A 26425-nucleotide genomic window follows, 5' to 3' on the forward strand; every position below is an offset into this window, starting at 1 on the left:
GTCCTGGCACTGCATTGCCGCGTTTCGCTCAACCTCTCAGATCTTGCCAGGGTTAGGATTGGCGGCGTTCGCCGTGCCCTGCACCCGGGTGGCCTTGTCCAGGGTATCCTGCGGCAACTGGTCGAACTCATGCAGACCGTCCTTGCGATAGGGGTCGCCAATCCAACGTGGCGCCGCCACGAATTGCGAACTGACCAGGCTCTTCTTCGGCTCGTAGCGGTCATAGCTGAGCCCCGCGAGGTCTGACAGCGTATGGATCAGGTGCGAGCTGCTGTAGGCCCGGTTGGCCATCGCCTGGAAGTCGCGCGGATGCGTGGCCTGCCAGCTTGGCGAGGTCCAGAGTAAGAATGGAATGGTGTACATCGGCCGGGTCGGGGCGCCTTCGTTACGTCCCAGGCGGTCATGATTACCCGAGCTGTACACATCTTCGCCGTGGTCGGACAGGTACATCAGGAAGCCATTGGCAGCGCTTGCCGAGTAACGTTTGATCAGGCTCGAAACCACGTAGTCGTTATACAACACCGCATTATCGTAGAAATTGTAGGTGTCTGCCTGGCTGTCGGTGAGCTGAGGCGGAACACCTTGCCGGTCTGTGAAGCGATCGTAGGCCTGCGGATAGCGATAGCGGTAATCCATGTGCGTCCCTAGCAGGTGGACGATGATGAACTTGTTCGGTGCGGGGTCTTGCAATGCCTTCTCGAACGGTGAAAGCACCACGTCGTCATACTGGCTGGCGTTCTGATTGCGCTGGTTGTTCAGGTAGACCTGCTCGTCGGTCTGCTGGGAGAACGTGGTCAGCATGGTGTTGCGCTTGGTCATGGTCTGCTGGTTGGTGATCCAGAAGGTCTTGTAGCCCGCCTGTTTCATCAGGTTGATCAACGATGGATCGGTGAGGAAGCGGTCCGGGTTCTGCTGGTCACCGAACGTCAGGATCTGCTGCATCACCTCGATGGTGTAAGGGCGAGGCGAAACCACGTTGTGGAATACCGTCAGGCCTTTGTCGCTGGCCGCCAGAGCGTCGAGATTCGGGGTGGTCGGACGGTTGTAGCCATACAGGTGCATGTGTTCGCGGGTTGTGGATTCGCCCAGCACCAGCACCAAGGTGCGCGGTTCGGTACCGCTGCTGTCATGGAGATTTTTCAAGGGCGGCAACGAGGCGTTGCGGGCCAGCAGTGCCTGCATGTTGTCCAGTTGCTGGCGATACTGCCGGTAGCCGACCAACAACTGCCAGGGGACCGCCGGTTCCATGCGCTGCTCGACCTTTTCCATCGCGTCGGCAAAATTGCGCTGCTGATTGACCATCTGTTTGTAGAAGGGGTAGACGAGGTTCGCCGCCAACAGCAGAACAACTACCGGAACGCGACTGCGAAGAGGCAGCGAAACCGGGCGAATGCGCTTCCATAGCAGCACGGCGACCGCGGTGTACAGCAGCAGTGCCAAGCCCAGCCAGATACTGAAGTACTGGCTGAAGTACTCGCTCGCCTCTGCAGTGTTGGACTCGAACATCACGAAAATGACGCTTTGCGAGAACTCCTGGCGATAGATGCCGAAGTAGCTCAAGCCCACCAGGGAGGCGCCCCATAGCACCAGGCCAATCACTGCCGCGGTGGCGCGGGTGAAGCGCGGCAGCAATAACACCGGGGCAAGCCAGAGGCTGCTCAGGAACAAGGCGTCGCGAAAACCGGCAAAGCCTGTGGTACCGCTGAACAGCAAGAGCGCCTGGGTGACGCCGGAGAAGTACCAGAAGAACAGAAGTAGCCAGCCCAGGCCGGCCCAGTCCAGGCGTTTTGCGGTGGAAGGGGATGTAGTGTCTGACACGTTTGCCTCGTTGAACCATGGCGGCCGCGAGTCCTGCGGCTGCCGGAAAGGCCGTGACGCTAAAGGGAGGACTGTGAAAATAACGTCAACAGAAAGTCGCCGATGGGTCATTTCGAGGGAACTTTGCCAGCGCTTGGAGATTCCACCCAAGGGAGCTCTTTTTTGATGAGCGCCCCTGGGCCACCCCGAATGCGGAGACCAGCATGGCCAGACATATCATCCACTTCACCGGACCTATCAACTCGTCCACCTGTGGCAACCTGATCAGCACGTGCGGCAAGGCGATCCAGCAGGGCGCCGATGTGTTGCAGTTGAACATCGCCACCATGGGCGGTGAATGCAGTTACGGTTTCACCTTGTACAACTTCCTACGTAGCCTGCCCATCGCGTTGCATACCCACAACCTGGGTACCGTGGAGTCGATGGGCAACATTCTGTTCCTCGCGGGCGAGCACCGCACGGCCTGCAGCTACAGCAAATTCCTGTTCCATCCGTTTCACTGGACACTGCATGGCTCGGTGGACCATGCGCGGATGGCTGAGTACGCCATGAGCCTGGACTATGACTTGCGCCTCTATGCGCAGATCGTTGCCGAAAGAACCGAAGGCAGTGCCGAAGCCCTGGATGTACCTCGCTACCTGATGGCCTACCCGCGCATTCTGGGCCCCCACGAAGCGCTGCAAAGCGGGCTGATCCACGCCATCGACGAGCTCGCGATCGGTTCCGAGGCCACCCAATGGAGTGTGCATGCGTGAAACCCCTCTCAGTCGCTGAACAGCGTTTTGAATTTTCTGGAAAAACCCTGATCCATCAAAGGCTCATCCACGGAGAACAGGAGGCCCCCTGCGATGCCTAGCCCACAGCTGTATATCATCGACTATCAACTGCACGGCCAGCCGCGCAGCTTCATCATCCGCCTGGACCGGCTGGACAACGCCGACGCCTGGCATTGGGCCAGCTGTGACGCGGGGATCGGGGTGATTCCGAAGTTCGGGCGGGAAAAGCTCAGGAAAGTCAGCCGTCCGATGGCTGAGCGCTATGGCATCACCGAGGTCAGCTGGCGAGCTTCCGGTGACCGTCAGCGGCCCCCGCAGTGAGGCCTGCAGGGGGCGCGTTCGCACACTCAGGAGCGTTTGAGCACCAGGGTCAGGATGTCGTAGCTGGCGACCAGCTCGCCCAACTGGTTGGTGACCTCCACGTCCCAGGCCACCACGCCTTGGGGTTGGCCAAGAGGACTGGTCTTGCCTTGGTCGATCTTGCGCTTGCAGGTCAAGCGCGCCTGAATGGTGTCGCCAATGCCAACCGGGTTGATGAAGCGCAGGGTGTCCAGGCCGTAGTTGGCCAGCACGGGTCCGGCGCCGGGGGAGACGAACAGCCCGGCAGCGGCAGACAGCACGAAGTAGCCATGGGCGATGCGCTTGGCAAACTGCGATTGCTTGGCGGCGATCTCGTCGAAGTGCATGTAGAAATGATCGCCCGACAGGCAGCCGAAGTTGACCAGGTCGGCTTCGGTGACGGTGCGACGGTGCGTCAGCAGCGACTCGCCGATGCGCAGGTCGTCGAAATGGCGGCGGAACGGGTGAACTTCGGTTTCGATCACTTCAGCGCCGCGGACATACTCGCCGGTGACGGCGGTGAGCATGCTTGGCGAGCCTTGCACGGCGGCGCGCTGCAGGTAGTGCTTGACCGCACGCAAGCCGCCCAGCTCTTCACCGCCGCCCGCTCGGCCGGGGCCGCCATGTTTCAATTGCGGCAGCGGCGAGCCGTGGCCGGTGGACTCTTGCGCGGCCTCGCGGTCCAGCACCAACAGACGACCATGCCAGGCGGCTGCAGCCGGAATGGCCTTGGCTGCCACTGCACGGTCGGCGGTGACCAGCGTCGCCACCAGGCTACCTTTACCACGGGCGGCGAGAGCCAGGGCCTCGTCCAGGTCGTCATACGCCATCAGCGTGCTGACCGGGCCGAAGGCTTCGATATCGTGGGCTCCGCCCTCGGCGTGAGGATCCCGGGCCTGAAGCAGGGTCGGGGCGAAGAATGCACCCTCGGCAACACCTTCGCCCACTGGGGCAAAGCCATCACCCGCACCGAACAGCTGGTCGCAACTTTCCAGCAGGCTGCGTACGCGCTCGCCGACATCGCGCTGCTGGTCGTGGGACGCCAGGGCCCCCATGCGCACACCTTCGACCGAAGGATCACCCACCACCACCTTGCTCAAGCGTTCACGCAAGCGGGTAGCGACAGCGTCAAGGTGCTTGGCTGGAACGATGGCGCGGCGGATCGCCGTGCACTTTTGTCCGGCCTTGGTGGTCATCTCGCGCACCACTTCCTTGATGTACAGTTCGAACTCTTCGCTGTCCGGGGTGACGTCCGGCCCAAGTATGGCGCAGTTGAGTGAGTCGGCTTCGGCGGTGAAGGGCACAGAGTTGCGCACCAGGTTCGGTGTTACCCGCAATTTGGCGGCGGTATCGGCGGAGCCGGTGAAGGTCACCACATCCTGGCCTTGCAGGCGGTCGAGCAAGTCGCCTGTGCTGCCGATCACCAGTTGCAGGCTGCCGGCCGGCAACAAGCCGGACTCGTTCATCAGGCGCACCACGGCTTCGGTAAGGTAGCTGGTGGAGGTCGCCGGCTTGACGATGCACGGCATGCCAGCCAGGAAGGTCGGGGCAAATTTCTCGAGCATGCCCCAGATTGGGAAGTTGAAGGCATTGATGTGCACAGCCACGCCGGCGCGCGGCACCAGGATGTGGCTACCGGCGAAATGGCCTTTTTTGCCCAATGGAATCGCCGGACCTTCATGCACCAGGTTGCCGGACGGCAGTTCGCGGCTGCCAATGCCTGCATAGGAAAACAGCGTGGCGTTGCCGCCTTCGATGTCGATCCAGCTGTCGGCGCGGGTAGCGCCGCTGTGGTGGGACAGGGCGTAGAGCTGTTCTTTGCGCTCGGCCAGGTAAAGGGCCAGAGCCTTCAGGCGGGCAGCGCGCTGCTGGAAATCCATGGCCATCAGTTCTGCAAGGCCACGTGCCCGGGCGAAGTCCATGGCTTCGGCGAAGTCCGGGCGCTCTTCGTGGCTATAGGCCAGGACGTGACCGTCCAGGGCACTGCGCAGCGCCTGGGCGCCGTGCTGGCCGATCCAGCGGCCGGCGATGAAACTCTGCAGGGTTGGGGCGTCGGACATGCTGTTCTCCTCAAGAAGGCGCTGTTACCACAGCGCCAGGGTGTAGCCGATGATCAGGCGGTTTTCGTCCACGGCATTGGTCAGGCCGTTGCCGGAACGGAAGGTGACGTTGCGCCAACGCAGGCTGACGTCCTTGAATGGGCCGCTCTGGATGACGTAGGTAAGGTCGGTGTCGCGCTCACGCTCACGACCATTGCTGAGCGTGGCGGTCTCGGCATGGCGGCCGTCGGTGTAGCGGGTCATGAAACTCAGGCCGGGGATGCCCATCGCCACGAAGTCGTAGTCGTAGCGCACTTGCCAGGAGTCCAGCCCGGCACGGGTGAAGGTGTTGTAGGTCACCAGGTTGACGGTGAACGGGTCACCGCCGTTGACGAATGGAAAGGCGCTGTCGCCGGACATCTGCTGCCAGGTGGCGGTGAACTTGTGGGCCTTCACGCCCAGTGTGAACAGGGCGTTGAAGTTGCGGTTGTCGATGTTGCCCGCGCGCTCGGCACCGTCGCCGCGGCTGTCGAAGTAGCGCAGGTCGCTACGCAAGCTCACGCCTTCGCCCAGGGGCTGGGTGTGCACCAGGCCGACGAACTGCTGGCGGTAGATCTCGTCGAGCTTGGCGTAGTAGTAGCTGACAGTGGCCTGCGGGGTGATGGCGTAGCTGCCACCGGCCAGGTCCAGGTGATCGCTGCTGGCGGCGCCGTAGCCCATATCGTCGCGGCCGGACGAGTCGCGCAGGTTGACTTTGCTCAGGCGCCCGGCGTTGACGGTCAGCCCATCGATGTCCTGGCTGGTCAGCAGTCCGCCCTGGAAGGTCGACGACAGCAGGCGGGTGTCGTTGTACACCACCACTGGCAGGATCGGTTGCAAGGTGCCCAGGCGCAGCGTGCTCTTGGAGACCCGCACCTTGCCGGTCAGGCCCAACTCGCTGTAGTCATCCACCGGCTCATGGCTGTTCGGTCCGAACGGCAGCAGGCCGGTGTTGCGCCGGTCGCGGCTGGAGTCGAGCTTGATGCCAAGCTGGCCCATGGCATCCACACCAAAGCCCACGGGACCTTCGGTGAATCCCGATTCCAGTCGTGCGGTGAAACCTTGGCCCCATTCCTCGGCCTTGGCCTGGGGAGCGTTAGCCTGACGGAAGTCGCGGTTGATGTAGTGGTTGCGCAATTCCAGCCGTGCATGGCTGTCGTCGATGAAGTCCGCCATGGCCGGCAAGGGCAGGGCAAGTGTGGCGAGCCAGGCGGCTGAGGTCAGATGCGTGCGGTTCATTGTTTTTTTATCCGACATGATGCTGTTCTGGGGTCAGTGCTTGCTGGCGCCAGCGGCGCCGATACCGGTCATGGAGCGGATGAACTGCGCCAGGTAGCGCCCACGCTCCTCGCTGGCACGCGCGGAGGTGTCTGTTACCGAGAACACCCAGGCGCAGAGGAAGGCCAGGCTCATGGAGAACAACGCGGGGTTGCTGTAAGGGAACAGCGCTTGTTCGTTGTGCAGCACGTTGACCCACACTGCCGGGCCCAGCACGACCAACACGATGGCCGAAACCAGCCCGGCCATGCTGCCGCACACTGCGCCTCGGGTGGTCAGGCCTTTCCAGAACATCGAAAGCAGCAGCACTGGGAAGTTGACCGAAGCGGCCACGGCCAGCACCAGTCCAGACAGGAAGGCGATGTTCTGCGACTCGAACACCAGTCCCAGCACGACCGCCAGCAAACCAATCACCAGCGTGGCGATACGCGAGACGCGCATTTCCTGCTGTTCGCTGGCCTGGCCCTTGCGCACCACGCACGCGTAGAGATCGTGGGACACGGCGGAGGCGCCGGACAGCGCAAGGCCGGCGACCACCGCTAGGATGGTGGCGAAGGCCACGGCCGAGATGAAGCCCAGGAACAGGTTGCCCCCCACGGCCTGAGCGAGGTGTACGGCGACCATGTTGCCACCACCGATGATCGCACCACTGGCGTCGCGGTAGGCTGGCTCGGTGCCGACCATGACGATGGCACCAAAGCCGATGACGATCAGTAGCAGGTAGAAATAGCCAATGAAACCAGTGGCATAGAACACACTCTTTCGGGCCTCCTTGGCATCGCTGACGGTGAAGAAACGCATCAGGATATGGGGCAGGCCGGCAGTGCCGAACATCATGCCCAGGCCGAGTGAGATAGCGTCGATAGGGTTCGACAGCAAGCCGCCAGGTGCCATGATCGCCTGCCCTTTGGCGTGCACCGCCACGGCATTGGCGAACATGGCCTCGGTGCTGAAACCGAAGTGCTTGAGCACCATGAAGGCCATGAAACTGGTACCCGACAGCAGCATCACCGCCTTGATGATCTGCACCCAGGTGGTGGCGAGCATGCCGCCGAAAGTCACGTAGGCGACCATCAGTACTCCGACCAGGATCACCGCATACAGGTAGCTGATGCCGAACAGCAGCTCGATCAGCTTCCCGGCACCGACCATTTGCGCCACCAGGTACATCAGCGCCACGGCCAGGGTGCCGAACGCCGAGCTCAGACGCACCGGCGTCTGCGCCAGGCGGTAGGAGACCACATCGGCGAAAGTGTACTTGCCCAGGTTGCGCAGGCGTTCGGCGATCAGGAACAGAATGATCGGCCACCCGGCCAGTACACCCAGGGCATAGAGCAAGCCGTCATAGCCGTTCATGAACATCATCGCCGAGATGCCCAGGAACGAGGCGGCGCTGATCATGTCGCCCGCAATCGCCAGGCCGTTCTGCATGCCGGTCAGGCCTCCGCCGGCGGTGTAGAAGTCGCTGGCCGAGCGCGTGCGCATCGCTGCCCAGCGAGTGACCAGCAGGGTAAAGCAGACGAACACCATGAACATCGAGATGGCAGTCCAGTTCATCGTGCGCACTCCTGCTTGACCTTGTCGTTCAGGGGGTCGAGGACGTTGTTGGCACGGTGCACGTAGAGGCCGGTCAGCGCGAAGGACAGCAACACCATCAGGACGCCCACCAGCATGCCGACGGTGGTGACGCCGCCGCTCAGGGACTGGCCCAGGGTGCTGGGGGAAAATGCCACCAGCAGCACGAAGCCGTAGTAAATCACCAGCATGGCCAAGGTCAGGCTGCCATTGAGGCGGCGCTTGGACCGGACCAGGTGCTGGAAGTCGGGGTGGTTGGCGATGCTGTCGATGTGTTCGGGTGTCATGGGAAGCGATCTCTGGGTGTTGTAATTGTTGTGTTGAGGTCACGCGGGTGTTGCTAGGCAGTTCAGCGCCATGGATATCCCACAGCCGCTCCGGGAGAGGCTGCGGTAGGCCAGGTGTCAGAGCTGGTCGAAATCAAGGACCACCTTGTCGCTCACCGGGTAGGTCTGGCACGACAGCACATAACCGGCCGCCACTTCGTAGTCCTCCAGCGCGTGGTTACTGTCCATCTCGACTTCGCCCTCGATCACCCGACACTTGCAGGTGGAGCACACACCGGCCTTGCACGAGTAGGGCAGTTCGGCGCCGATGGCGTTGCCGGCGTCCAGCACGTTCTGGGTATTGCGCGGCAGGTCGAAGGTAAGGGCGCGGCCATCGCTGATCACGGTGATGTGGCTGAGCGCGGAGTCGACCTGGCGCGCCGCCTCGCGGGCTTCGCGACGGGCTTGGCTGCCAGCGGCGGCGAACAACTCGAAATGGATGCGCTCATTGGCCATGCCATTGGCCTGCAGACTTTCACGCACGGTTTCGGTCATCGCCTGTGGGCCGCAAACGAACGCGGCATCCAGGCTCGAAACATCCATCCAACGGGAGAACAGCTGGCCGCACTTGTCGGCATCGATGCGACCGTTGTAGAGGTCGACGTCCTGCTGCTCGCGGCTGAACACGAAAATCAGGTTCAGGCGGTCGAGGTAGCGGTTCTTGAGGTCTTCGAGCTTGTCGCGAAACAGCGCGCCGGAACTGGAACGGTTGCCGTAGAGCAGGGTGAAGCGGCTGTTCGGTTCGCTGGCTAGGGTGGTGGCGATGATCGACAGAATGGGGGTGATGCCACTGCCGGCAGCTACACCCAGGTAATTGCCCTGGCGCGTGGGGTCCAGCGGCACGAAGAAGCTGCCGGACGGCGGCATGACCTCCAGCTGCTGGCCGGCCTTGAGCGCCTCGTTGGCGAACGCCGAGAAGCGACCGCCTGGCACGCGCTTGACGGCCACACGCAGTTCGCCGTCCTGCACTGCGCTGCAGATGGAGTAGGACCGGCGGACTTCTTCGTCATTCAGTTGGGTGCGCATCACCAGGTACTGGCCTTGGGTGAAGCGGAACGTTTCCCGCAGGTGCTCGGGCACATCGAAGGCAATGGACACCGCATCACGGGTTTCGGGGCGCACTTGCTTGACGGTCAGGCTGTGAAACTGGCTCATGGTGGTCTCCACGGCTCAAATGCATTTGAAATAGTCGAACGGCTCCAGGCACTCGCGGCAGCGGTACAACGCCTTGCATGCGGTGGAGCCAAACTGGCTGAGCAACTCGGTGTGGCGACTGCCGCACTGCGGGCAGCACACCTGCGGCGGTTCGCCCAGCAGGCTGCGCTTGCTGGGGTTGCCCTCAGGGGGAGCGATGCCGTAGGCCAACAGGCGTTCTCTGCCTTGGGGGGTGATCCAATCGGTGGTCCAGGCCGGGGTCAGTCGACGCTCCAGCTGCGGCGCGGCAAAACCGGCTTGTTCCAGGGCATGACGAATATCGTCCTCGATCACCTCGGTGGCCGGGCACCCAGAGTAGGTGGGCGTGACCACCAGGTGCAGGTGACCGGCGCGCCAGTCGAGGTCCCGGACGATGCCAAGGTCGACGACGCTGACCACTGGCACTTCGGGGTCCATGACCTGCTCCAGCGTCTTCCAGGCGAGGGACAGGTCATCACCGCGCAGCGCACGGGCGCGACGGTCGCTGGTAATCAGCTCACCAGGTTGCATCGGGATATGCCCTTGGCAGGAACTGCATCTCGGCCAACAGCAAGCCCAGATGTTCGGTGTGCAGGCCTTTGCGACCGTCGAGGTAGAAGTGACTGGCGGCTTTGGGCAACGGCAGGTCGACCGAGTCGAATACCGTGCTCACCTGCTTGAGCCAGGCAGCGCCTACCTGAGTTGGATCAGCAGCGATACCCGCCTCGGCCAGCTGCACTTCGCCGTCGCTGCCGGTGTTCAGCTCGACCGTGAAACGCCACAGCGCTGCAATCGCATCGAGCATGCGTCGGCGGCTCTCGTCGGTGCCGCCCCCGAGGCGCTGTACCCACTCGCCAGAGCGGCGCAGGTGGTAGGTGACTTCCTTGACCGCCTTGGCAGCGATACCGGCGATCCGCTCGTCGCTGGATGCCTGAAGCTGCTGCAGCACGGCAAGGTGCCAGGCGTCGTAGAGGAACTGCTTGGTCATGGTGACGGCGAAGTCGCCATTGGGCTGTTCGACCAGCAGCAAGTTACGGAACGCCCGCTCGTCCCGGCGAAACGCCAGGGCATCGGCATCGCGGCCGTCATCGAGCAGTTCTGCAGCATATTCCAGCCAGTTGCGCGCCTGGCCGACCAGGTCGAGGCCGACGTTCATCAGGGCCAGTTCTTCTTCGAGGGCAGGGGCGCGGCCGCACCACTCGCACAAACGCTGGCCCTGGACCAGGGCGCTGTCACCCAGCAGAAGCAGATACGCAATGAGGTTTTGTTCGTGCATGGCGGGCCTCACATGTGTCCGACTTCGTCGGGCAGCTCATAGAAGCTGGCATGGCGGTACACCTTGTCGTCGGACGGGGCGAACAAGGGGTCTTTCTCATCGGGCGAGGACGCGGTGATCAAGGCCGAGGGAACCACCCAGAGGCTCACGCCTTCGCTGCGGCGGGTGTACAGCTCACGGGCGTTTTCGATCGCCATGGCGGCGTCGGCGGCATGCACGCTGCCGACATGCTTGTGGTTCAGGCCGTGCTTGCTGCGCACGAACACTTCATAAAGGGTCCAGACAGACATTTTCGATCTCCGCATCAATCGCCGCTCAGGCGGCGTTCTTGTTCTGTTGCTTGCGTGCATAGGCCACGGCCGCTTCGCGGACCCAGGCGCCATCCTCGATGGCCTTGCGCCGGGTGGCGACGCGCTCCTGGTTGCAGGGGCCGTTGCCCTTGATGACTTCGTAGAACTCGTCCCACTGGATTTCGCCGAAGTCGTAGTGGCCACGGGCTTCGTTCCACTTCAGCGCCGGGTCGGGTGCGGTGCAGCCCAGTAGCTCGAGTTGCGGTACGGTCTGGTCGATGAAGCGCTGGCGCAGTTCATCGTTGGTCTGGCGCTTGATTTTCCAGGCCATCGACTGGGCGCTGTTGGGCGAGTGCTCGTCGCTGGGGCCGAACATCATCAGCGCTGGCCACCACAGGCGGTTGATGGCGTCCTGGACCATGTCCTTCTGGGCCTGGGTGCCGTGGCGCATCATGGTCAACAGCAGTTCGTAGCCCTGGCGCTGGTGGAAGCTCTCTTCCTTGCAGATGCGGATCATGGCGCGGGAGTAGGGACCGTAGGAGGTGCGCTGTAGCACCACCTGGTTGACGATGGCGGCGCCATCGACCAGCCAGCCCACGGCACCCATGTCGGCCCAGCTCAGGGTCGGGTAGTTGAAGATGCTCGAATACTTGGCCTTGCCGCTGTGCAGCTTGGCGATCTCTTCGTCGCGGTCCGCGCCGAGGGTTTCCATGGCGCTGTAAAGGTACAGACCGTGGCCGGCTTCGTCCTGGATCTTGGCCATCAGTTGCAGCTTGCGCTTGAGGCTCGGCGCGCGGGTCACCCAGTTGCCTTCCGGCAGCATGCCGACGATTTCCGAATGGGCGTGCTGGGAGATCTGCCTGATCAGCGTCTGGCGGTAGGCCTCGGGCATCCAGTTCTTGGCTTCGATCTTGACTTCGGCGTCGATCTTCTCCTGAAAGTTGCGCTCCTCGGGCGACATCTCCTCCAGTGACTTGACGCGCTTGACTCCGGTTTCCACTAGCTGTGCGTACATGTTCCGACTCCTGCTAAGGCATGAGTCATTTGTAAGCGATACAAAACATAACGTCAAACTGTTTTATGTGTATCACGTAACGTTTGTGTATCGCTTTGCCTGTCTGGAGTCTTGAGGTGGCCAATGAATCGAGCGCCGCCCGCGCGGCGCATTGCGAGCAAAGCTCGCTCCTACGTCTGTTTCGGGCCAGTAACGTCAGTCACAAACGCGCGCGACCGCCTGGTTTGTACGACTCGATATTGCGTCGTTCACCAAAGAGTTCATTGGCCCGAAACAGGTGTAGGAGCGAGCTTTGCTCGCAATGCGCCGCGCGGGCGGCGCTCTATCTGAGGCACACCAAAAAATCAGCTGGCCAACCGTTTGTCATACACATGACAGGCCTTGCCCTCGGAACGCTTGAGCGTCCCGCAGGGCTGTAGCCGCACTTGGGTGCTGATACCGATGTAGGTCTTGATCTGCTTGGTCAGCTCGCCGGTCAGCAGTTTGCGCTGCGCCTCGTCCAGATGCTGGCACTCGGCACGCAGCTCGACATGCACTTCGACACTGTCCAAGTTTCCATTGCGATACAGATGAATCTCGTATAGCTCTGAAAGCTGTTTTATTTTGAGTACCTGCTCTTCGATCTGCGTCGGGAACACGTTCACCCCACGGATGATCAGCATGTCGTCACTGCGCCCAGTGATCTTGCCAATCCGTCGCATCGGCCTGGCCGTGCCGGGCAACAAGCGGGTGAGGTCGCGGGTGCGATAACGCACCATCGGTAGCGCCTCCTTGCTTAGCGAGGTGAACACCAACTCGCCCAATTGCCCGTCTGGGAGCACCTGGCCGGTTACCGGATCGATGATCTCGGGGTAGAAGTGGTCCTCCCAGATGGTCGGGCCGTCCTTGGTCTCGATGCATTCCATGGCCACGCCTGGCCCCATGATTTCCGACAGGCCATAGATGTCCAGGGCGTCGATGCCCAGGCGCTGTTCGATGGAACGACGCAACTCGTCGGTCCAAGGCTCGGCGCCGAAGATGCCCAGACGCAGCTTGAGGTCCTGTGGGTCGATGCCTTGGCGCTCGATTTCATCGGCCAGGTTCAGCATGTAGGACGGCGTGACCATGATGATATCGGGCTGGAAATCGCGGATCAGCTGCACCTGCTTCTCGGTCTGGCCGCCGGACATCGGGATGACCGTGCACCCTAGACGCTCGGCGCCGTAATGGGCGCCCAGGCCGCCGGTGAACAGGCCGTAGCCATACGAGACGTGTACCTTGTCGCCCTTGCGCCCGCCAGCGGCACGAATCGAACGGGCAACCACATTGGCCCAGGTGTCGATGTCGTTCTGGGTGTAACCCACCACCGTGGGTTTGCCGGTGGTGCCGCTGGATGCATGCAGGCGCACGACCTCTTGCTGGGGCACGGCGAACATGCCGTAGGGGTAGTTGTCGCGCAGGTCGTTCTTGCCGGTGAAGGGGAACTTCGCCAGGTCTTCCAGGCACTTGAGGTCATCGGGGTGGGCGCCGCATTCGTCGAAGCGCTGGCGGTACAGTGGCACGTTGTCGTAAGCGTGCTTCAGGCTCCAGCGCAGTCGCTCTAGCTGATGCTGGCGCAGGGCGTCGATACTGGCGGTTTCCATCGGGTCCAGCAGGGCACGATCGGCATCATGGTACATGTTCATGGCTTCACTCGAATTGTTCTTGTACGCCGGCGGTTTCTCTGAAAGCGCCTGGGCCGTGAGTGTCATGGGCGCAGCATAACCGGCTGCGCCGTCCTGGGTAACAAGCCGTTGGTCAGAGGCGCTCGATGACCATGGCAATGCCTTGGCCGACACCGATGCACATGGTGCAGAGGGCGTAACGGCCGTGGGTGTTTTCAAGCTCGTGCAGGGCGGTGGTGACCAGTCGCGCGCCACTCATGCCCAACGGATGCCCCAGGGCGATGGCGCCGCCGTTTGGGTTGACCCGCTTGTCGTCATCGGCCAGGCCCAGTTCGCGCAGCACCGCCAGACCTTGCGCAGCGAAGGCTTCGTTGAGTTCGATGACGTCCATGTCGGCCAGGGACAGACCGGTCAACTCAAGCACCTTGCGCGTCGCCGGTACCGGGCCAATACCCATGATGCGCGGCTCCACGCCCGCCACCGCCATGCCGACGACCCTGCCGCGAGCCTTGAGTCCGTAGCGCTGAGCGGCGGCAGTGGTGGCCAGCAGCAGCGCGCAGGCTCCGTCGTTCACCCCCGAGGCATTGCCCGCGGTGACGCTGCCGCCTTCGCGAAACGGCGTGCCAAGCTTGGCCAATTGTTCCAGTGTGGTGTCGCCGCGAGGGTGTTCGTCCTGTTCGACGCGCTTGGCCGGGCCTTTGCGCTGGGCGATCTCCACGGGCACGATCTCTTGTGCCAGACGACCGCTGGCCAGCGCTGCTGCGGCCTTTTGCTGGCTGCGCAAGGCGAAAGCGTCCTGGTCGGCGCGAGAGATACCGAACTGGGCGGCAACGTTTTCTGCTGTTTCGGGCATCGAGTCGATGCCATATGTGGCCTGCATCAGCTGGTTGACGAAACGCCAGCCGATGGTCGTATCAAACAGCTCTGCGCTGCGGCCGAAGGCTTGCTCGGACTTGCCCATGACGAAGGGCGCTCGCGACATCGACTCGACACCACCGGCCAGCATCAGCCCCGCCTCGCCGCAGCGCAGGGCACGAGCAGCGTTACCGATGGCATCCAGGCCTGAGCCGCACAGGCGGTTGATGGTGGTCCCGGGCACCGCAATGGGTAGGCCAGCCAGCAATGTGGCCATGCGCGCGACGTTGCGGTTGTCTTCGCCGGCCTGGTTGGCACATCCGAGGATCACATCGTCGATAGCCTGCCAGTCCAGCTCGGGGTGACGCTGCATGAGCGCCTTGATCGGCACCGCTGCCAGATCGTCTGCACGCACTGCGCTCAAGGCGCCCGCATAGCGGCCAATCGGGGTACGAACGGCATCGATGATCAATGCATCGAAGCGCATGGGTTCAGTCATCTTGCGTCTCCTGCGTCAGCACCGTGCCGCGCACTTTGTAGGATTTGCCGTGGAACAGGGCGATCAGCTCGCCGTGTTGGTTTTCAATGCGCACGTCGTACAGGCCTGTGCGGCCTTTACGGGTGAGCTCGATGGCCGTTGCCGTGAGTTGGTCGCCGAGCCGTGCGGGGGCGACGTAGTCGATGCTGCAGCCCGACGCGACCGTTGCCTCGTCGTAGCTGTTGCAGGCGAAGGCGAACGCCGAATCGGCCAATGCGAATAGAAAGCCGCCGTGGCAGGTGCCATGCCCCTGGATCATGTCGGCGCGTACCGTCATGCCAAGGCGCGCCTTGCCGGCAGCGATGTCTTGCAGACCGATGCCCAGGCTCTGGCTGGCCTGGTCGCGGGAGAACATGGCATCGGCGCAGGCCTGGGCGAGTTCGTCGGGCGTGCGTTGAGGTTCAGTCATGCAGGCGGCCTCCATTGGCATTGCTGCGTCGCAGCAGCAGGGAAGGGCGATAGCGGCTTTCGCCATAACTGCGTTGCAGGTTGTCGAGCACGCGCAGGGTGTAGTCGACACCGATGTGTTCGGCCCAGGCCAACGGGCCGCAGGGGTAATTGACCCCGGCGCACATGGCCAGGTCGATGTCGGCTGCCGTGCCGACGCCTTGCAGCACGGCATCGGCGGCTTCGTTGGCGAGCATGGCGACTGTCCTAAGCACCACCAGGCCGGGCAGGTCGGCCACAGCGGTGACCTGCAAGCCTGCACGTTGCAGCAGGGCCACTGCCTGATCCCGAGCGGCAGGGCAGGTGCCGGCAGCGCAACCGATGGCAAGACGGGTTGCAGTGGCATAGTCCAGGGCCAGGTCGAGCAGCACCAAGTTGCTCAGGCCATCCTCGCGTGCGCGCTGGCTGGCCAGGCGGCCATCGCTCAAGGCCAAGGTGGCGTCGCCGACGCGCAGCAGTCCCTTGCCTGCACGCTCGGTCACGCTGACACCTGCCGCGCGCAGGCGGTCAAGCAGCGGCTGCATCACCCCCAGATGACCTTCGACCACACAGTGTTCGACCTTTGCCGCACTCTGCAGTACCGATGCCGGGGGGCGCTCGGCTCCTTCGGCGTAGCTATAAAAGCCTTGCCCGGATTTGCGGCCCAGGCGGCCTGCATCCACCAACTCTTTCTGCACCAGCGAAGGCTGGAAGCGGAAGTCACCATAGAAGGCGTCGAACACCGAGCAGGTCACGGCATAATTGACGTCATGGCCGATCAGGTCGGTCAGCTCGAAGGCGCCCATGCGAAAACCGCCTGCATCGCGCAACAACGCATCAAGGCTCGCACAATCGGCGGCGCCTTCTTGCAGCAGTCGCAGGCTCTCGGCGTAGAAAGGACGTGCCACACGGTTGACGATGAACCCCGGCGTCGAGCGGGTATGCACCGGCGTCTTGCCCCAGGCTTTGGCGGTCTTGTACAGGGCGTGCGCCAACGCCGGGTCGGTCGCCAGGCCGGAGACGATCTCTACCAGTGCCATCAATGGCGCCGGGTTGAAGAAATGCATGCCGATCACATTGTGCGGGCGCTCAAGGCCAGCCGCCAGGCTGGTGATGGACAAGGAAGAGGTGTTGCTGGCCAGAATGCAGTCGTCGGCGCACAGGGTTTCGAGCTGACGCAGCAGGCTTTGCTTGACCTGGAGGTTCTCCACGATGGCCTCGACAACGAGACGTGCGTCTGCCAGTTCGGCGAGGGTCTCGACCGGTTTCAGGCGGCCGATGATGGTCTCACGGGCCTGACCCTGCAGCTTGCCTTTGTCGACCAGGCGTCCAAGCTGGCGGTCGATTCCTGCAATGGCCTGGGCGGCCGCGCCTGGGCGGTTGTCGTACAGCTTGACCGGGTGGCCAGCCTGGGCGGCCACCTGGGCGATACCTGCGCCCATGGCGCCGGCACCGATCACGGCAACCTGGGCAGTGATGGCGAGTGCGCTCATGTTCAATGCCCCTCGAACGCGGGTGTGCGCTTGTTCATGAACGCGCTTACACCTTCGCGGTAGTCATCGCTACGCCCAGCCAGGCGCTGCAGGTCGCGTTCGAGTTCCAGTTGCTGATCGAAACTGTTGTCGAAGCTGGCGTTGAGGCTGCGCTTGATCAGGGCAAGGCCGTAGGTAGGCTGGGTGGCCAGGTGACGGGCCAGGGTAAGGGCTTCGTCACGCAGGTCTGCGTCATCGACGACGCGATGGATCATTCCCCAGCGCTCGGCTTGCTCGGCGCTCAGTCGCTCGCCCAACAGGGCCAGGGCCTTGGCGCGAGCCATACCGACAAGGCGCGGCAACAGCCAGGTACCGCCAGAATCCGGAACCAGACCGATCTTGCAGAAAGCCTGGATGAAACTGGCCGAGCGGGCTGCCAGCACCAGGTCGCAGGCTAACGGAATATTTGCCCCGGCGCCGGCAGCGACGCCGTTGACGGCACACACCACAGGCATCGGCAGGTCACGCAAGGCGCGCACCAGCGGGTTGTAGAACTGGTCGATGGATTCACCCAGGTCAGGCATCGCCGCTCCCGGCGCGACATTGCGGTCTGAAAGATCCTGGCCAGCGCAGAACCCGCGGCCCTCGGCGGTCAGCAACAGGACCCGCGCCTCGGCGCTCTGGCGTACCTGCTTGATGGCTTCACGTACCTCCATGTGCATTTGCGTATTGAAGCTGTTCAGCTGTTGCGGACGGTTCAGTGAGAGGAGGACGACACCGTCCTCGATGGAAAACAGGATGTGCTCGAAGGTCATGGCGGACTCGCTGTGTCGAACGATAAAGAAGGGGGATCAACGGCCTGTGAACCGGGCCGGGCGTTTTTCCATGAAGGCGCGTACGCCTTCGTCGCGGTCAGCGGTTCCGGCGAGCAACGTGAACGCATGGCGCTCGAAGCGCAGACCGCTGGCAAGGTCGATATCGCCGGCCTTGAGCAGGGCCTCCTTAGCCAGTCGCACGGCCAGGGGGGCTTTGGCGGCGATGCTTCGGGCGACCTGTAAAGCACGCTCTACAGTCAGTTCCGGCTGAGTGATTTCACTGACCAGCCCGGCCTGCAAGGCATGGCGGGCGCCAATGGCCTCGCCTGTCAGCACCATCTGCATGGCCAGCGGTTTGCCGACGGCACGCAGCAAGCGCTGGGTGCCGCCGGCGCCTGGAATGATGCCGAGGTTGATTTCGGGCTGGCCGAAGCGGGCATCCTCGCCAGCGATGACAATGTCTGAGCACATCACCAGCTCGCAGCCACCGCCCAGGGCATAGCCATTCACGGCGGCGATCAATGGCTTGGCAAAGGTTGCGATCCGCTGCCAGTGCGCAACGCGGGGATCGTTGAGGATGCCCACCAGATCACGCTCGGCCATCTCGCGAATATCGGCACCGGCGGCGAAAGCCTTGCGGCTGCCGGTCAGCACGACCACCTGGGTGTGCTCGTCGCGTTCGGCGTCTTCAAGCTCGGCGGCAAGCTGCTCCAACAACTCGGTGCACAGGGCATTGAGGGCTTCTGGCCGTTGCAAGGTGATCAGACGCACGCCGCTTTCAGGGGCCTGCACATCAAGGTAACGAGGCATGTCGTATTCCTCAGGCTGCTCGCGCGGCGCAGTGGATGGCCGGCTTTTATTGGAATTGTTTGCAGGGGCGCGGCACGAACCACGCTCAGGTATTTCAGTATATGCCTTATGCGATACACAATATCAAGCATGAATACGTGATTATGTATCCAATAGTGCGCGTGATGCATTGATGGAACCGCGGTTTGACCTGACGAAATCCCGCAGAAAATGGTTGAAAGGCGATTTCTGGCGGGCGCTAATCACGCGCATCCACGCTGAAAAAAGCGATACATGGATGATGGCAATTGACGAAAAATATCGAAGTGATACAAGATCAGGCAACGCTTCAAATCATTTCTGGAGGTGCGAGATGCCTTGCTATCGTTTGGACGGGCTGACCCCCGTCATCCATCCAACCGCCTACGTGCACCCCAGTGCGGTACTGATTGGCGATGTGATCGTTGGCCCTGATTGTTATGTAGGCCCACTGGCGTCCTTGCGTGGGGATTTCGGTCGAATCGTGCTCAAGGAAGGCGCCAACCTTCAGGACACCTGCGTGATGCATGGTTTCCCAGGGGGCGACACCGTCATCGAGCGAAACGGCCATGTTGGCCATGGCGCAGTGCTGCATGGTTGCCAGGTGGGGGAAGACGCTCTGGTGGGCATGAATGCCGTGGTCATGGATGGTGCGCGCATCGCACCCCGCTGCATCGTCGCCGCCGCGGCCTTCGTCAAGGCCGGCTTCGAATGTCCCGAGCAGAGCCTGGTGGTCGGCTCACCAGCGCTAGTCAAACGTTCGTTGAGCGAGCAGGAAGTGGCGTGGAAACAGCGGGGTACCGAGGCGTATCAGCAACTGACCCGGCGCTGCATGGCGGCACTGGTTGAGTGCCCACCCTTGAGCGAAGTGGAAGCGCAGCGCCCGCGCATGGGTGATTCGGGCTTCAGGCCCAAGAGCGAGGCGGGCGCATGAGTGTGGGCGCGCTCGGCAATGGCCAGGCAGCCCGCCGCACAGGTATAGTCGGTACTTTATCTGCGCACAGTTCCTCCATGAGCAACCTTGCCCCACTCAATACTCTGATCACTCGCTTTCAGGAACAGACGCCGATTCGCGCCAGTTCGCTGATCATTACCCTGTACGGCGATGCCATCGAGCCCCACGGCGGCACCGTGTGGCTGGGCAGCTTGATCAACCTGCTGGAGCCGATCGGCATCAACGAGAGGTTGATTCGCACGTCGATCTTTCGCCTGACCAAAGAGGGATGGCTCACGGCCGAAAAGGTTGGCCGACGCAGCTATTACAGTTTGACCGGCACCGGCCGCCGACGCTTCGAGAAAGCTTTCAAGCGGGTCTATAGTCCAAGCCAGCCAGCGTGGGACGGTGCCTGGACACTGGTGCTCCTGTCGCAGCTGGAAGCGGTCAAGCGCAAAAACGTGCGCGAAGAGTTGGAGTGGCAAGGCTTTGGCGCGATCGCCCCCAACGTGTTGGGCTGCCCCCGTGCCGACCGTACCGACCTCGCCGCGACCTTGCGCGAGCTCGATGCCGACGAGGACAGCATCGTCTTCGAAACCCATGCCCAGGAAGTGCTGGCCTCCAAGGCCATGCGCGCGCAAGTTCGCGAGAGCTGGCGCATCGATGAACTGGGTCAGCACTACAGTGAATTCATCCGCTTGTTCAGGCCGTTGTGGCAGGGACTGAAGGAGCAGGAACAACTGGACGCCCAGGACTGCTTCCTGGCGCGCACCCTGTTGATCCACGAGTACCGTCGTTTGCTGCTGCGCGACCCGCAATTACCAGACGAGCTGTTGCCAGGGGACTGGGAGGGCAGGGCCGCACGCCAGTTGTGCCGCAACCTGTATCGTTTGGTATTTGCCAAGGCTGAAGAATGGCTAAACAGCGCACTGGAGACCGCAGACGGGCCGTTGCCAGAGGTGGGGGAGAGTTTCTACAAGCGTTTTGGTGGCTTGGTGTAGATGATGCGCTTTCGTTACCAGGCCTTAGTCAAGGCGAAAACAGCCGCGGAAGCGGAGTTTACGGGTTGTAAATGAGCGTTCCGAGGCTGTTTTCAACGCAGCATCACCGAGTATGAAGGCTTTTCGAACAGAGCCTATGAAGCAGAGGCGGTCTTGATGCCGTTGGGCACATGATAGGTTGGCCAAGGTCACCAGCGACCAATTGCGAGCAACCGCGCCTAGACGGATGCGTCGGGGTGCTCCGGGACTTGCAATTGACCAAGGTTCACCGACAATAGCCTCGCCCTCTGCAAGCCAACTGGAATGCCCCGTACCATGATGCTTACCCAGCAATTTTCTGATATCGCCCTGGCCGACACGCTATTCGTGTTCGCCCTAGAGGCAGAAGCTGGCAACCTGTTCACTGGCATGAACACCGTGTTCACCGGTATCGGCAAGGTCAACGCCGCCATCGGCCTGACCAAGGCCATTCAGCAGCGCAAACCCAAGCTCATCGTCAACCTCGGGTCGGCCGGCAGCCAGGGGCACGGCAAGGGTAGCTTGGTTTGCTGTACCCGTTTCGTGCAGCGTGACATGGATGTGACGCCGCTGGGCTTCGCCCGTTACCAGACGCCACTGTCGGAGATACCCGTGGTGCTGGAATATGGCGTTGCGCTGCCAGGGATCGCCCAAGGCATCTGCGGCAGTGGCGACAGTTTCGAGGTCAACCACGGCCAAGCCCCTTACGATGTGGTCGATATGGAGGCATATGTCCTGGCATTGATCGCGCGCGGGGAGGGCATTCCTTTTGTTTGCCTGAAGTACATTTCCGACGATGCGGGCGACGACGCGGCCAATGACTGGTCGGTGCAGGTGCACCTGGCTGCCGAAGCGTTCAAGCGTGTGCTGCTCGACTGACGTTCTAAACTGTCGCGAACGGGCGATAAGACGTTTTCGTTCCTTCTGATTGTCGACAGCTGGCGCGCTACGGGAGTTTCGCGAAGTGCACACGTTTGTAATGGAAGCGAGATTGAATAACCCAAACTTTATTAAGGGTGGAGTCGGGTTATTCAACGGACGGGGATTTACTATATCTTAATTACACTAAATGATTATTTAGTCGAGTTAAAGGAAAAACGCCGGCAAGTGAATTTGCCGGGGACAACGTCAGAGCAGCGGTATTGCTGCCTTCAACTGGATGTTTTTGCTGATGTTGTAGCCTACCACGCGCCATTGATCATCCTCTTCGACGAGCAACACAACTTCAATCACTTCGAGATTAGAAAAGGACGACTGTATCTGGACCGCGGCGTAGAGCCCTGGCGGTGCATCAGGCATTTCTCGAGTGAAGCTGATCTGTGCATGGTTACGATGTTTGAACTCGCCAACACCCGTGCGCAAACCACTGATGCCTTTGACCCAGTTGGACTCGGAGGTCGACGCCTTCAGCGCCGAACCGGCTGGGAGCCAAGTCAAATCGGCCCGTCCTTCATCGAGCAACATCAGGAACTCTAAGGCTCTGCTAACGATAACGCGCTGTTGCGGCGTGATAGCGGCATCTGGCTGGAGTGCCGGCACAACGACCGGAATGACTGGAGCGTTGGTATTGATTGAAACATCGCATGCTGAGAGTAACGACAGGCAGATAATCAGAGTGACGGATTGCTTCATGCAAATAGAGCCTCGTGGCGTAGAGCGGGCGTGATAGGCATTAGAGCGGATTGGGGTCGAGACGGATAGTCGAAGGTTGGGATCGGGCTTGTAGTATGAAGAGTGATTCTTGCATCACCACCTAGCTCAGGTGCCTGCATATGGATCTGCGCATAATGCGTATTATGTTAAATACAGTGTCACGTTCGAGCGCTCTTGATAAACTCGCCTCAATTGTTCGCGAGCCCTGTCGCGTCAAAGAATGTCTCACGCGATAGGATGTAGTGCCTTGTCGACCGATCAGAACCTGATATTCAAAGCTCCTGCAACCACCCGCGCACAGGCTGTCGCCGACCGTGGCAAGGCACAAGTGGCCCCTACCGGCGTGCAACCTGCCTTGTACCGCGCCGATATCGATGGGCTGCGTGCCGTTGCCGTCCTGCTGGTGCTGATTTTCCATGCTGGACTGGCGGTGTTCCCTTCCGGGTTCATCGGCGTCGATATCTTCTTCGTGATCTCCGGCTACCTCACCACCTCGATCATCCTGAGCGCGGTCGGCCGGGGTGACTTCAGCCTTGGGCAGTTCTATGTCAAGCGTTTGTGGCGCCTGCAGCCAGCGATATTGGCGCTGTTGATCGTTACGCTCGGCGCGGCCAGTGCGCTGTATCTGCCCAAGGACTTCATCGACTTTCTCAAAAGCGAGAAGTACACCAGCCTGCTGCTGTCCAATCAGTATTTCTCCAAGTCCACCGACGGCTATGCCACCGCCGAGGCGGCGACCCTGCCCTTGCTGCACACCTGGTCGCTGGCCACAGAATGGCAGTGGTACATCTTCTTGCCGCTTGGGTTGCTGGTACTGACGCGCCACCTGAAGCCCCATCGATTGAAAACCGCTGTTGTGGTGCTGACCATCGTCTCCATCGGCATTACACTGTTCATCGCAAGAACATCCCCGGATAAAAGCTACTACGCGTTCCTGGCGCGGATCTTCGAGCTGCTGGTCGGCTCGTGCACGGCCGTGTTCGCTAACGACCGCCTCCGCCTCGGCCGTGTCAGCGCGTCCGCACTGGGGCTAGGCGCCTTTGGCGCGGTCTTGTACAGCGCCACACTATCCATACCGACCACCGCCTATCCTGGCTTCCCCGCCATCGTGATCTGTTTGGCGACGGCGGTACTGGTCTCGAGCCAGGTTGGGCAAGTGGGCATCACGTCAAGGCTGCTGTCATGGTCACCGCTGGTATTCGTCGGAACGATTTCCTACTCGCTATACCTCTGGCACTGGCCTGTCATCGCCATCGTGGAGTACCTGGGAGTTGTAAAGACGCCGGCCATCCTTGCTGGCTACTTCATCGCCTCGTTTGCCCTGGGCACCACCTCGTACTACCTGATCGAAAAGCCCCTGCGCCGTACCCGGCTGGGTTTGGGCAAGACGCTGCTCCTGCTGCTCGTCGTACCGGCCATCGCGTTTTCGGCGCTGTACTCGGCGGGCAAGTCCGCCGATGGCTGGCTGGAGCGTTTCGGCAGTGACCCGGCAAACATCCTGCCGCGCCTGAAGGCAAGCGAAATACCCAAGCGCGAGCCGTGCCTGGGCGGTGCCAGCGATGGCTCTGATAGCAGCTGTCTGCTCGGGCACGTCAACGCTAGCACCACCGCGCTGTTGATGGGCGATTCCTATTCCAACCACTTCTGGGGCTTTATTGACACGCTGGCCAAAGACGCCAACGTCTCCGTCATGGCCCAAGGCAGCCCAGGGTGCCTGGCTCTGCCGGATGTCTATCTCTACGACTGGTGGAAGTACAAGAACACACTCTACAAGAAGTGCCATGATGCCGCCGCCGAGTACCACAAGCTGATTGCTCGCAGCCACTACGACTACGTGATCATCGGCCTGACCTGGGAGACCTACGCCGACAGCAGTGCAGTGGTGTTGTCGATCGATGACCAACGCTCCCAGGCCCTGTCGCGCGATCGCATGAAAGCCGCCCTGCTCAAGAGCCTCGATATCATAGCGCGCTCTGGTGCCAGGCCCGTACTGATCAAGAGCAACATCGTCATGCCCGAAGGCGCCAATGACTGCCTGTACCGCAGCATCAAGCTCAGGGGCACGATCGAGGAGCATCATTGCGCGACGAGTATCGCGCAACCGGAAGAAAACCCCTGGCTTGCGCAGTTGTTCCGGGAAGTTAAGCAAGCACATCCGGACTTGCTGATCATCGACCCCAAGGACGTGCAGTGCGTCGATGGCCAGTGCAAGCTGTCGATCGACGGCCTGCCGATCTACCGGGACATCGGGCACATCACCGATTTCGCCTCCACGGCAATGGGCAAGCTGTATTTACAGGCCAAGGGCAATCCCTTTGCCCAATCCAAGCCTTGAACCCCAGGCCGGACAGCCGCTGCATCTGCCTGTCCGGCCGCGAACGGCCAAGCGCTAGAGGCCCGGTTCACTCAAGCCTGGTTAGCTGTCGTCATCAAGCAACAACCACTCGCCGGGCATCCCTTCGTATCGTTTGAGGCGGTACGCCGAGACCGCGAATGAACACCTCGCGCATATGCCGGCGATCCCTGAATCCGGTTTCCTTCGCCACCACGTCCAGGCTGTGTCGGCTCTGCTCTATCATCAAGCGGGCTGCCTCCAGGCGCAAACGTTCCACGGCCTTGGCCGGAGATTGTCCCGTCTCGGCAGTGAATACGCGGGTAAACTGGCGGGGGCTCAAATGCACGGTTTCGGCCAGTTCCTCGACACTCAACGGGCGATTCAGATTCTTGCGCGCGAAATCCAGGGCGCTTTGAATTCGATCTGACTTCGGCGAAAGCGTCAGCAGTTCGGAATGTTGGGACTGCCCACCGGAGCGGCGTTGATGCATCACGAGCTTTCGTGCCACTGATCTGGCCATCTCAGTGCCCAGATCCTTTTCCACCATACCCAGCGCCATATCCAGGGCGGCGGTCATGCCCGCAGACGTCCAGATCTGTCCGTCCACAATGAATATCCGATCTTCTTCGACCTCGATCTTCGGGTGAAGCTCACGCATTTTTTTCGCATAGGCCCAGTGCGTGGTGGCGCGCCGGTTATCCAGTACCCCCGCCTGGGCCAAGACGAAACAGCCGGTACACAGCCCGGCCGTGCGCCGGGCACCGTCGACAAATCCTCGCACGCTGGCCAGCACTTCCTCACTCGGCGGCGTCAACGGGGTCAATGTTCCCGTAACCATCCAGGTGTCAGCCAGGCCAGGTGTTCCTAGTGGGAGCGTATCCATGTACATCCCCAGTGAAGAGCGGACGGTGCCGCCTTCGATGGAAAAATTCTGGATCTTGTAAACGGCTTCGCCCGCGACGATGTTCGCAAACTCGAATACGGCCTGCGTCGCCAACGACATGATCTGGAAGCCTTCGGTGATCAGATAGCCGACCCGGTGCACAGTGGAAGCTCCAATAGGTGATGACCTAAAAACGTATCCTATACGTCGTTTGAGACGAAAGCGATCGACTGCATCATGCGTCCATATCAAACAGCGGAGCACGACCATGACGCAGCAATCAAAAGGCACTGCCCTCATCACCGGCGCCTCCACCGGCATCGGCTCCATCTACGCAGAACGCCTGGCCCGCCGGGGATACGACCTGGTACTGGTCGCCCGTAATCGGGAGCGCCTCAACACCTTGGCAAATCGGCTCACCACCGAAACCCGCCAGAGCGTGGAAGTCTTCCCGGCAGATCTGGCCAACCCGGAAGAACTGGCCAAGGTGGAACACAAATTGCGCGAGGACGCCACCGTCACCTTGCTGGTGAACAACGCTGGGATCGGCACCCACACCAGCCTGCTGGAAAGTGACGTGGAACGGATGGCCGAAATGATCACCCTCAACGTCACCGCCCTCACCCGCCTTACCTATGCCGCTATCCCGGGATTTGTAGCCCGCAATCAAGGCGCCGTGATCAACATCTCGTCCATCGTTAGCCTGGCGCCAGAGCTGCTCAATGGCGTTTACGGCGGCAGCAAGGCGTATGTCACTGCCTTCACGCGGTCTTTGAGCAAAGAGCTCGCGGACAAGGGCATCCAAATTCAGGCGGTGCTGCCAGGGGCGACTGCCACCGACTTCTGGCAAATCGGCGGTTTGCCGGTCGAGCACCTCGACCCGGGGATCGTGATGTCGGCCCAGGATCTGGTGGACGGGGCCCTGCAAGACTTCGACGACCAGGTACTCATCTCCATCCCCTCAATGCACGACCTTCAGGCATTCGAACGCTACGAAGCCAGCCGGCAACACCTGTTCAGCCAGCTGTCGAGCAATCGGCTTGCCCCGCGTTACACCACCAACTGATCGGAAAAAGGAAA

24 protein-coding genes and 1 pseudogene are annotated in these 26425 nt (G+C 61.6%); 7 read left to right on the top strand and 18 right to left on the bottom strand.

The window, feature by feature from the left end; translation table 11 throughout:
* Window positions 1-36: 36 nt before the first annotated feature.
* Window positions 37-1818: a phosphoethanolamine transferase CptA gene (locus VXM67_RS13950; protein ID WP_081669648.1), complete on the bottom strand. Its 1782-nt coding sequence runs from the start codon at window positions 1816-1818 to the stop codon at window positions 37-39.
* A 203-nt stretch (window positions 1819-2021) separates the two neighbouring features.
* Between VXM67_RS13950 and VXM67_RS13955 the strand changes: the two genes are divergently transcribed.
* Together VXM67_RS13955 and VXM67_RS13960 are read left to right on the top strand one after the other, a co-directional pair.
* Window positions 2022-2573, top strand: coding sequence for an ATP-dependent Clp protease proteolytic subunit (locus tag VXM67_RS13955; protein WP_023380572.1), 552 nt, complete (start codon window positions 2022-2024; stop codon window positions 2571-2573).
* A 93-nt stretch (window positions 2574-2666) separates the two neighbouring features.
* Window positions 2667-2915, top strand: a complete 249-nt coding sequence (locus tag VXM67_RS13960) for a DUF6555 family protein (protein ID WP_023380573.1) — start codon at window positions 2667-2669, stop codon at window positions 2913-2915.
* A gap of 26 nt (window positions 2916-2941) precedes the next feature.
* Here VXM67_RS13960 and paaZ read toward each other — a convergent pair whose 3' ends face one another.
* The 15 genes and pseudogenes from paaZ to paaF form a co-directional block, all read right to left on the bottom strand.
* Window positions 2942-4993, bottom strand: a complete 2052-nt coding sequence (paaZ, locus tag VXM67_RS13965; RefSeq protein WP_315692447.1) for a phenylacetic acid degradation bifunctional protein PaaZ — start codon at window positions 4991-4993, stop codon at window positions 2942-2944.
* Window positions 4994-5017: 24 nt separating this feature from the next.
* Window positions 5018-6250 carry an OprD family porin gene (locus tag VXM67_RS13970; protein WP_023380575.1) on the bottom strand — a complete coding sequence of 411 codons (1233 nt, stop codon included), beginning with the start codon at window positions 6248-6250 and terminating at the stop codon, window positions 5018-5020.
* Between the two features lie 33 nt (window positions 6251-6283).
* A pseudogene (locus tag VXM67_RS13975) lies at window positions 6284-7846 on the bottom strand (cation acetate symporter); the annotation flags it as partial.
* Complete coding sequence (locus VXM67_RS13980) at window positions 7843-8151, bottom strand: DUF485 domain-containing protein (RefSeq protein ID WP_023380577.1); 309 nt, start codon at window positions 8149-8151, stop codon at window positions 7843-7845. The gene VXM67_RS13980 and the pseudogene VXM67_RS13975, both read right to left, overlap by 4 nt.
* Before the next feature lie 117 nt (window positions 8152-8268).
* A complete protein-coding gene (gene paaE / locus VXM67_RS13985; protein ID WP_023380578.1) occupies window positions 8269-9345 on the bottom strand; it encodes a 1,2-phenylacetyl-CoA epoxidase subunit PaaE in 1077 nt (358 codons plus the stop codon).
* 15 nt (window positions 9346-9360) lie between these two features.
* Window positions 9361-9894: a 1,2-phenylacetyl-CoA epoxidase subunit PaaD gene (gene paaD, locus VXM67_RS13990; protein WP_027906951.1), complete on the bottom strand. Its 534-nt coding sequence runs from the start codon at window positions 9892-9894 to the stop codon at window positions 9361-9363.
* Window positions 9881-10639 (bottom strand): 1,2-phenylacetyl-CoA epoxidase subunit PaaC, encoded by a 759-nt coding sequence (paaC, locus tag VXM67_RS13995; RefSeq protein WP_023380580.1) that lies wholly within the window; start codon window positions 10637-10639, stop codon window positions 9881-9883. Before paaC ends, paaD begins: the two co-directional genes overlap by 14 nt.
* Window positions 10640-10647: 8 nt before the next feature.
* Window positions 10648-10929, bottom strand: coding sequence for a 1,2-phenylacetyl-CoA epoxidase subunit PaaB (paaB, locus tag VXM67_RS14000; RefSeq protein ID WP_004374528.1), 282 nt, complete (start codon window positions 10927-10929; stop codon window positions 10648-10650).
* A gap of 25 nt (window positions 10930-10954) precedes the next feature.
* Window positions 10955-11944 (bottom strand): 1,2-phenylacetyl-CoA epoxidase subunit PaaA, encoded by a 990-nt coding sequence (gene paaA, locus VXM67_RS14005; RefSeq protein ID WP_023380581.1) that lies wholly within the window; start codon window positions 11942-11944, stop codon window positions 10955-10957.
* A 344-nt stretch (window positions 11945-12288) separates the two neighbouring features.
* A complete protein-coding gene (gene paaK / locus VXM67_RS14010; RefSeq protein ID WP_023380582.1) occupies window positions 12289-13608 on the bottom strand; it encodes a phenylacetate--CoA ligase PaaK in 1320 nt (439 codons plus the stop codon).
* Window positions 13609-13720: 112 nt separating this feature from the next.
* Window positions 13721-14941, bottom strand: a complete 1221-nt coding sequence (gene pcaF, locus VXM67_RS14015) for a 3-oxoadipyl-CoA thiolase (protein WP_027906950.1) — start codon at window positions 14939-14941, stop codon at window positions 13721-13723.
* Complete coding sequence (paaI, locus tag VXM67_RS14020) at window positions 14934-15389, bottom strand: hydroxyphenylacetyl-CoA thioesterase PaaI (RefSeq protein WP_023380584.1); 456 nt, start codon at window positions 15387-15389, stop codon at window positions 14934-14936. The genes pcaF and paaI overlap by 8 nt, the downstream gene beginning before the upstream one ends.
* The gene (paaH, locus tag VXM67_RS14025; protein ID WP_023380585.1) at window positions 15382-16899 is read right to left on the bottom strand and encodes a 3-hydroxyacyl-CoA dehydrogenase PaaH; all 1518 of its coding nucleotides are present in this window, start codon (window positions 16897-16899) and stop codon (window positions 15382-15384) included. Before paaH ends, paaI begins: the two co-directional genes overlap by 8 nt.
* A gap of 2 nt (window positions 16900-16901) precedes the next feature.
* Window positions 16902-17693: a 2-(1,2-epoxy-1,2-dihydrophenyl)acetyl-CoA isomerase PaaG gene (gene paaG, locus VXM67_RS14030; RefSeq protein WP_367237092.1), complete on the bottom strand. Its 792-nt coding sequence runs from the start codon at window positions 17691-17693 to the stop codon at window positions 16902-16904.
* 36 nt (window positions 17694-17729) lie between these two features.
* Entirely contained in the window at window positions 17730-18503 is a 774-nt protein-coding gene (paaF, locus tag VXM67_RS14035) for a 2,3-dehydroadipyl-CoA hydratase PaaF (protein WP_023380587.1), read from the bottom strand.
* Window positions 18504-18855: 352 nt separating this feature from the next.
* Between paaF and paaY the strand changes: the two genes are divergently transcribed.
* The 3 genes from paaY to VXM67_RS14050 all read left to right on the top strand — a co-directional run bounded on the left by paaY (window position 18856) and on the right by VXM67_RS14050 (window position 21353).
* On the top strand, window positions 18856-19455 hold the full coding sequence (gene paaY / locus VXM67_RS14040; protein ID WP_023380588.1) for a phenylacetic acid degradation protein PaaY: 600 nt from the start codon (window positions 18856-18858) through the stop codon (window positions 19453-19455).
* Between the two features lie 77 nt (window positions 19456-19532).
* Window positions 19533-20456: a phenylacetic acid degradation operon negative regulatory protein PaaX gene (gene paaX, locus VXM67_RS14045; protein WP_023380589.1), complete on the top strand. Its 924-nt coding sequence runs from the start codon at window positions 19533-19535 to the stop codon at window positions 20454-20456.
* Window positions 20457-20771: 315 nt separating this feature from the next.
* A complete protein-coding gene (locus tag VXM67_RS14050) occupies window positions 20772-21353 on the top strand; it encodes a nucleosidase (RefSeq protein WP_027906948.1) in 582 nt (193 codons plus the stop codon).
* A gap of 249 nt (window positions 21354-21602) precedes the next feature.
* Here the strand turns inward: VXM67_RS14050 and VXM67_RS14055 are convergent, their stop codons facing one another.
* On the bottom strand, window positions 21603-22106 hold the full coding sequence (locus tag VXM67_RS14055) for a DUF4019 domain-containing protein (RefSeq protein ID WP_027906947.1): 504 nt from the start codon (window positions 22104-22106) through the stop codon (window positions 21603-21605).
* Between the two features lie 268 nt (window positions 22107-22374).
* Here VXM67_RS14055 and VXM67_RS14060 point away from each other — a divergent pair, with 268 nt between their 5' ends.
* Window positions 22375-24462, top strand: a complete 2088-nt coding sequence (locus VXM67_RS14060; RefSeq protein ID WP_367237093.1) for an acyltransferase family protein — start codon at window positions 22375-22377, stop codon at window positions 24460-24462.
* Between the two features lie 94 nt (window positions 24463-24556).
* On the opposite strand, the gene VXM67_RS14065 is transcribed toward VXM67_RS14060, so the two are convergent.
* Entirely contained in the window at window positions 24557-25507 is a 951-nt protein-coding gene (locus tag VXM67_RS14065) for a GlxA family transcriptional regulator (protein ID WP_023380594.1), read from the bottom strand.
* A 106-nt stretch (window positions 25508-25613) separates the two neighbouring features.
* Here VXM67_RS14065 and VXM67_RS14070 point away from each other — a divergent pair, with 106 nt between their 5' ends.
* Complete coding sequence (locus VXM67_RS14070; protein ID WP_023380595.1) at window positions 25614-26411, top strand: SDR family oxidoreductase; 798 nt, start codon at window positions 25614-25616, stop codon at window positions 26409-26411.
* Window positions 26412-26425 lie beyond the last annotated feature (14 nt).

The organism is Pseudomonas sp. Rh2 (genome assembly GCF_040762985.1).
In the GTDB taxonomy this organism is placed as follows: Bacteria; Pseudomonadota; Gammaproteobacteria; order Pseudomonadales; family Pseudomonadaceae; genus Aquipseudomonas; species Aquipseudomonas taiwanensis.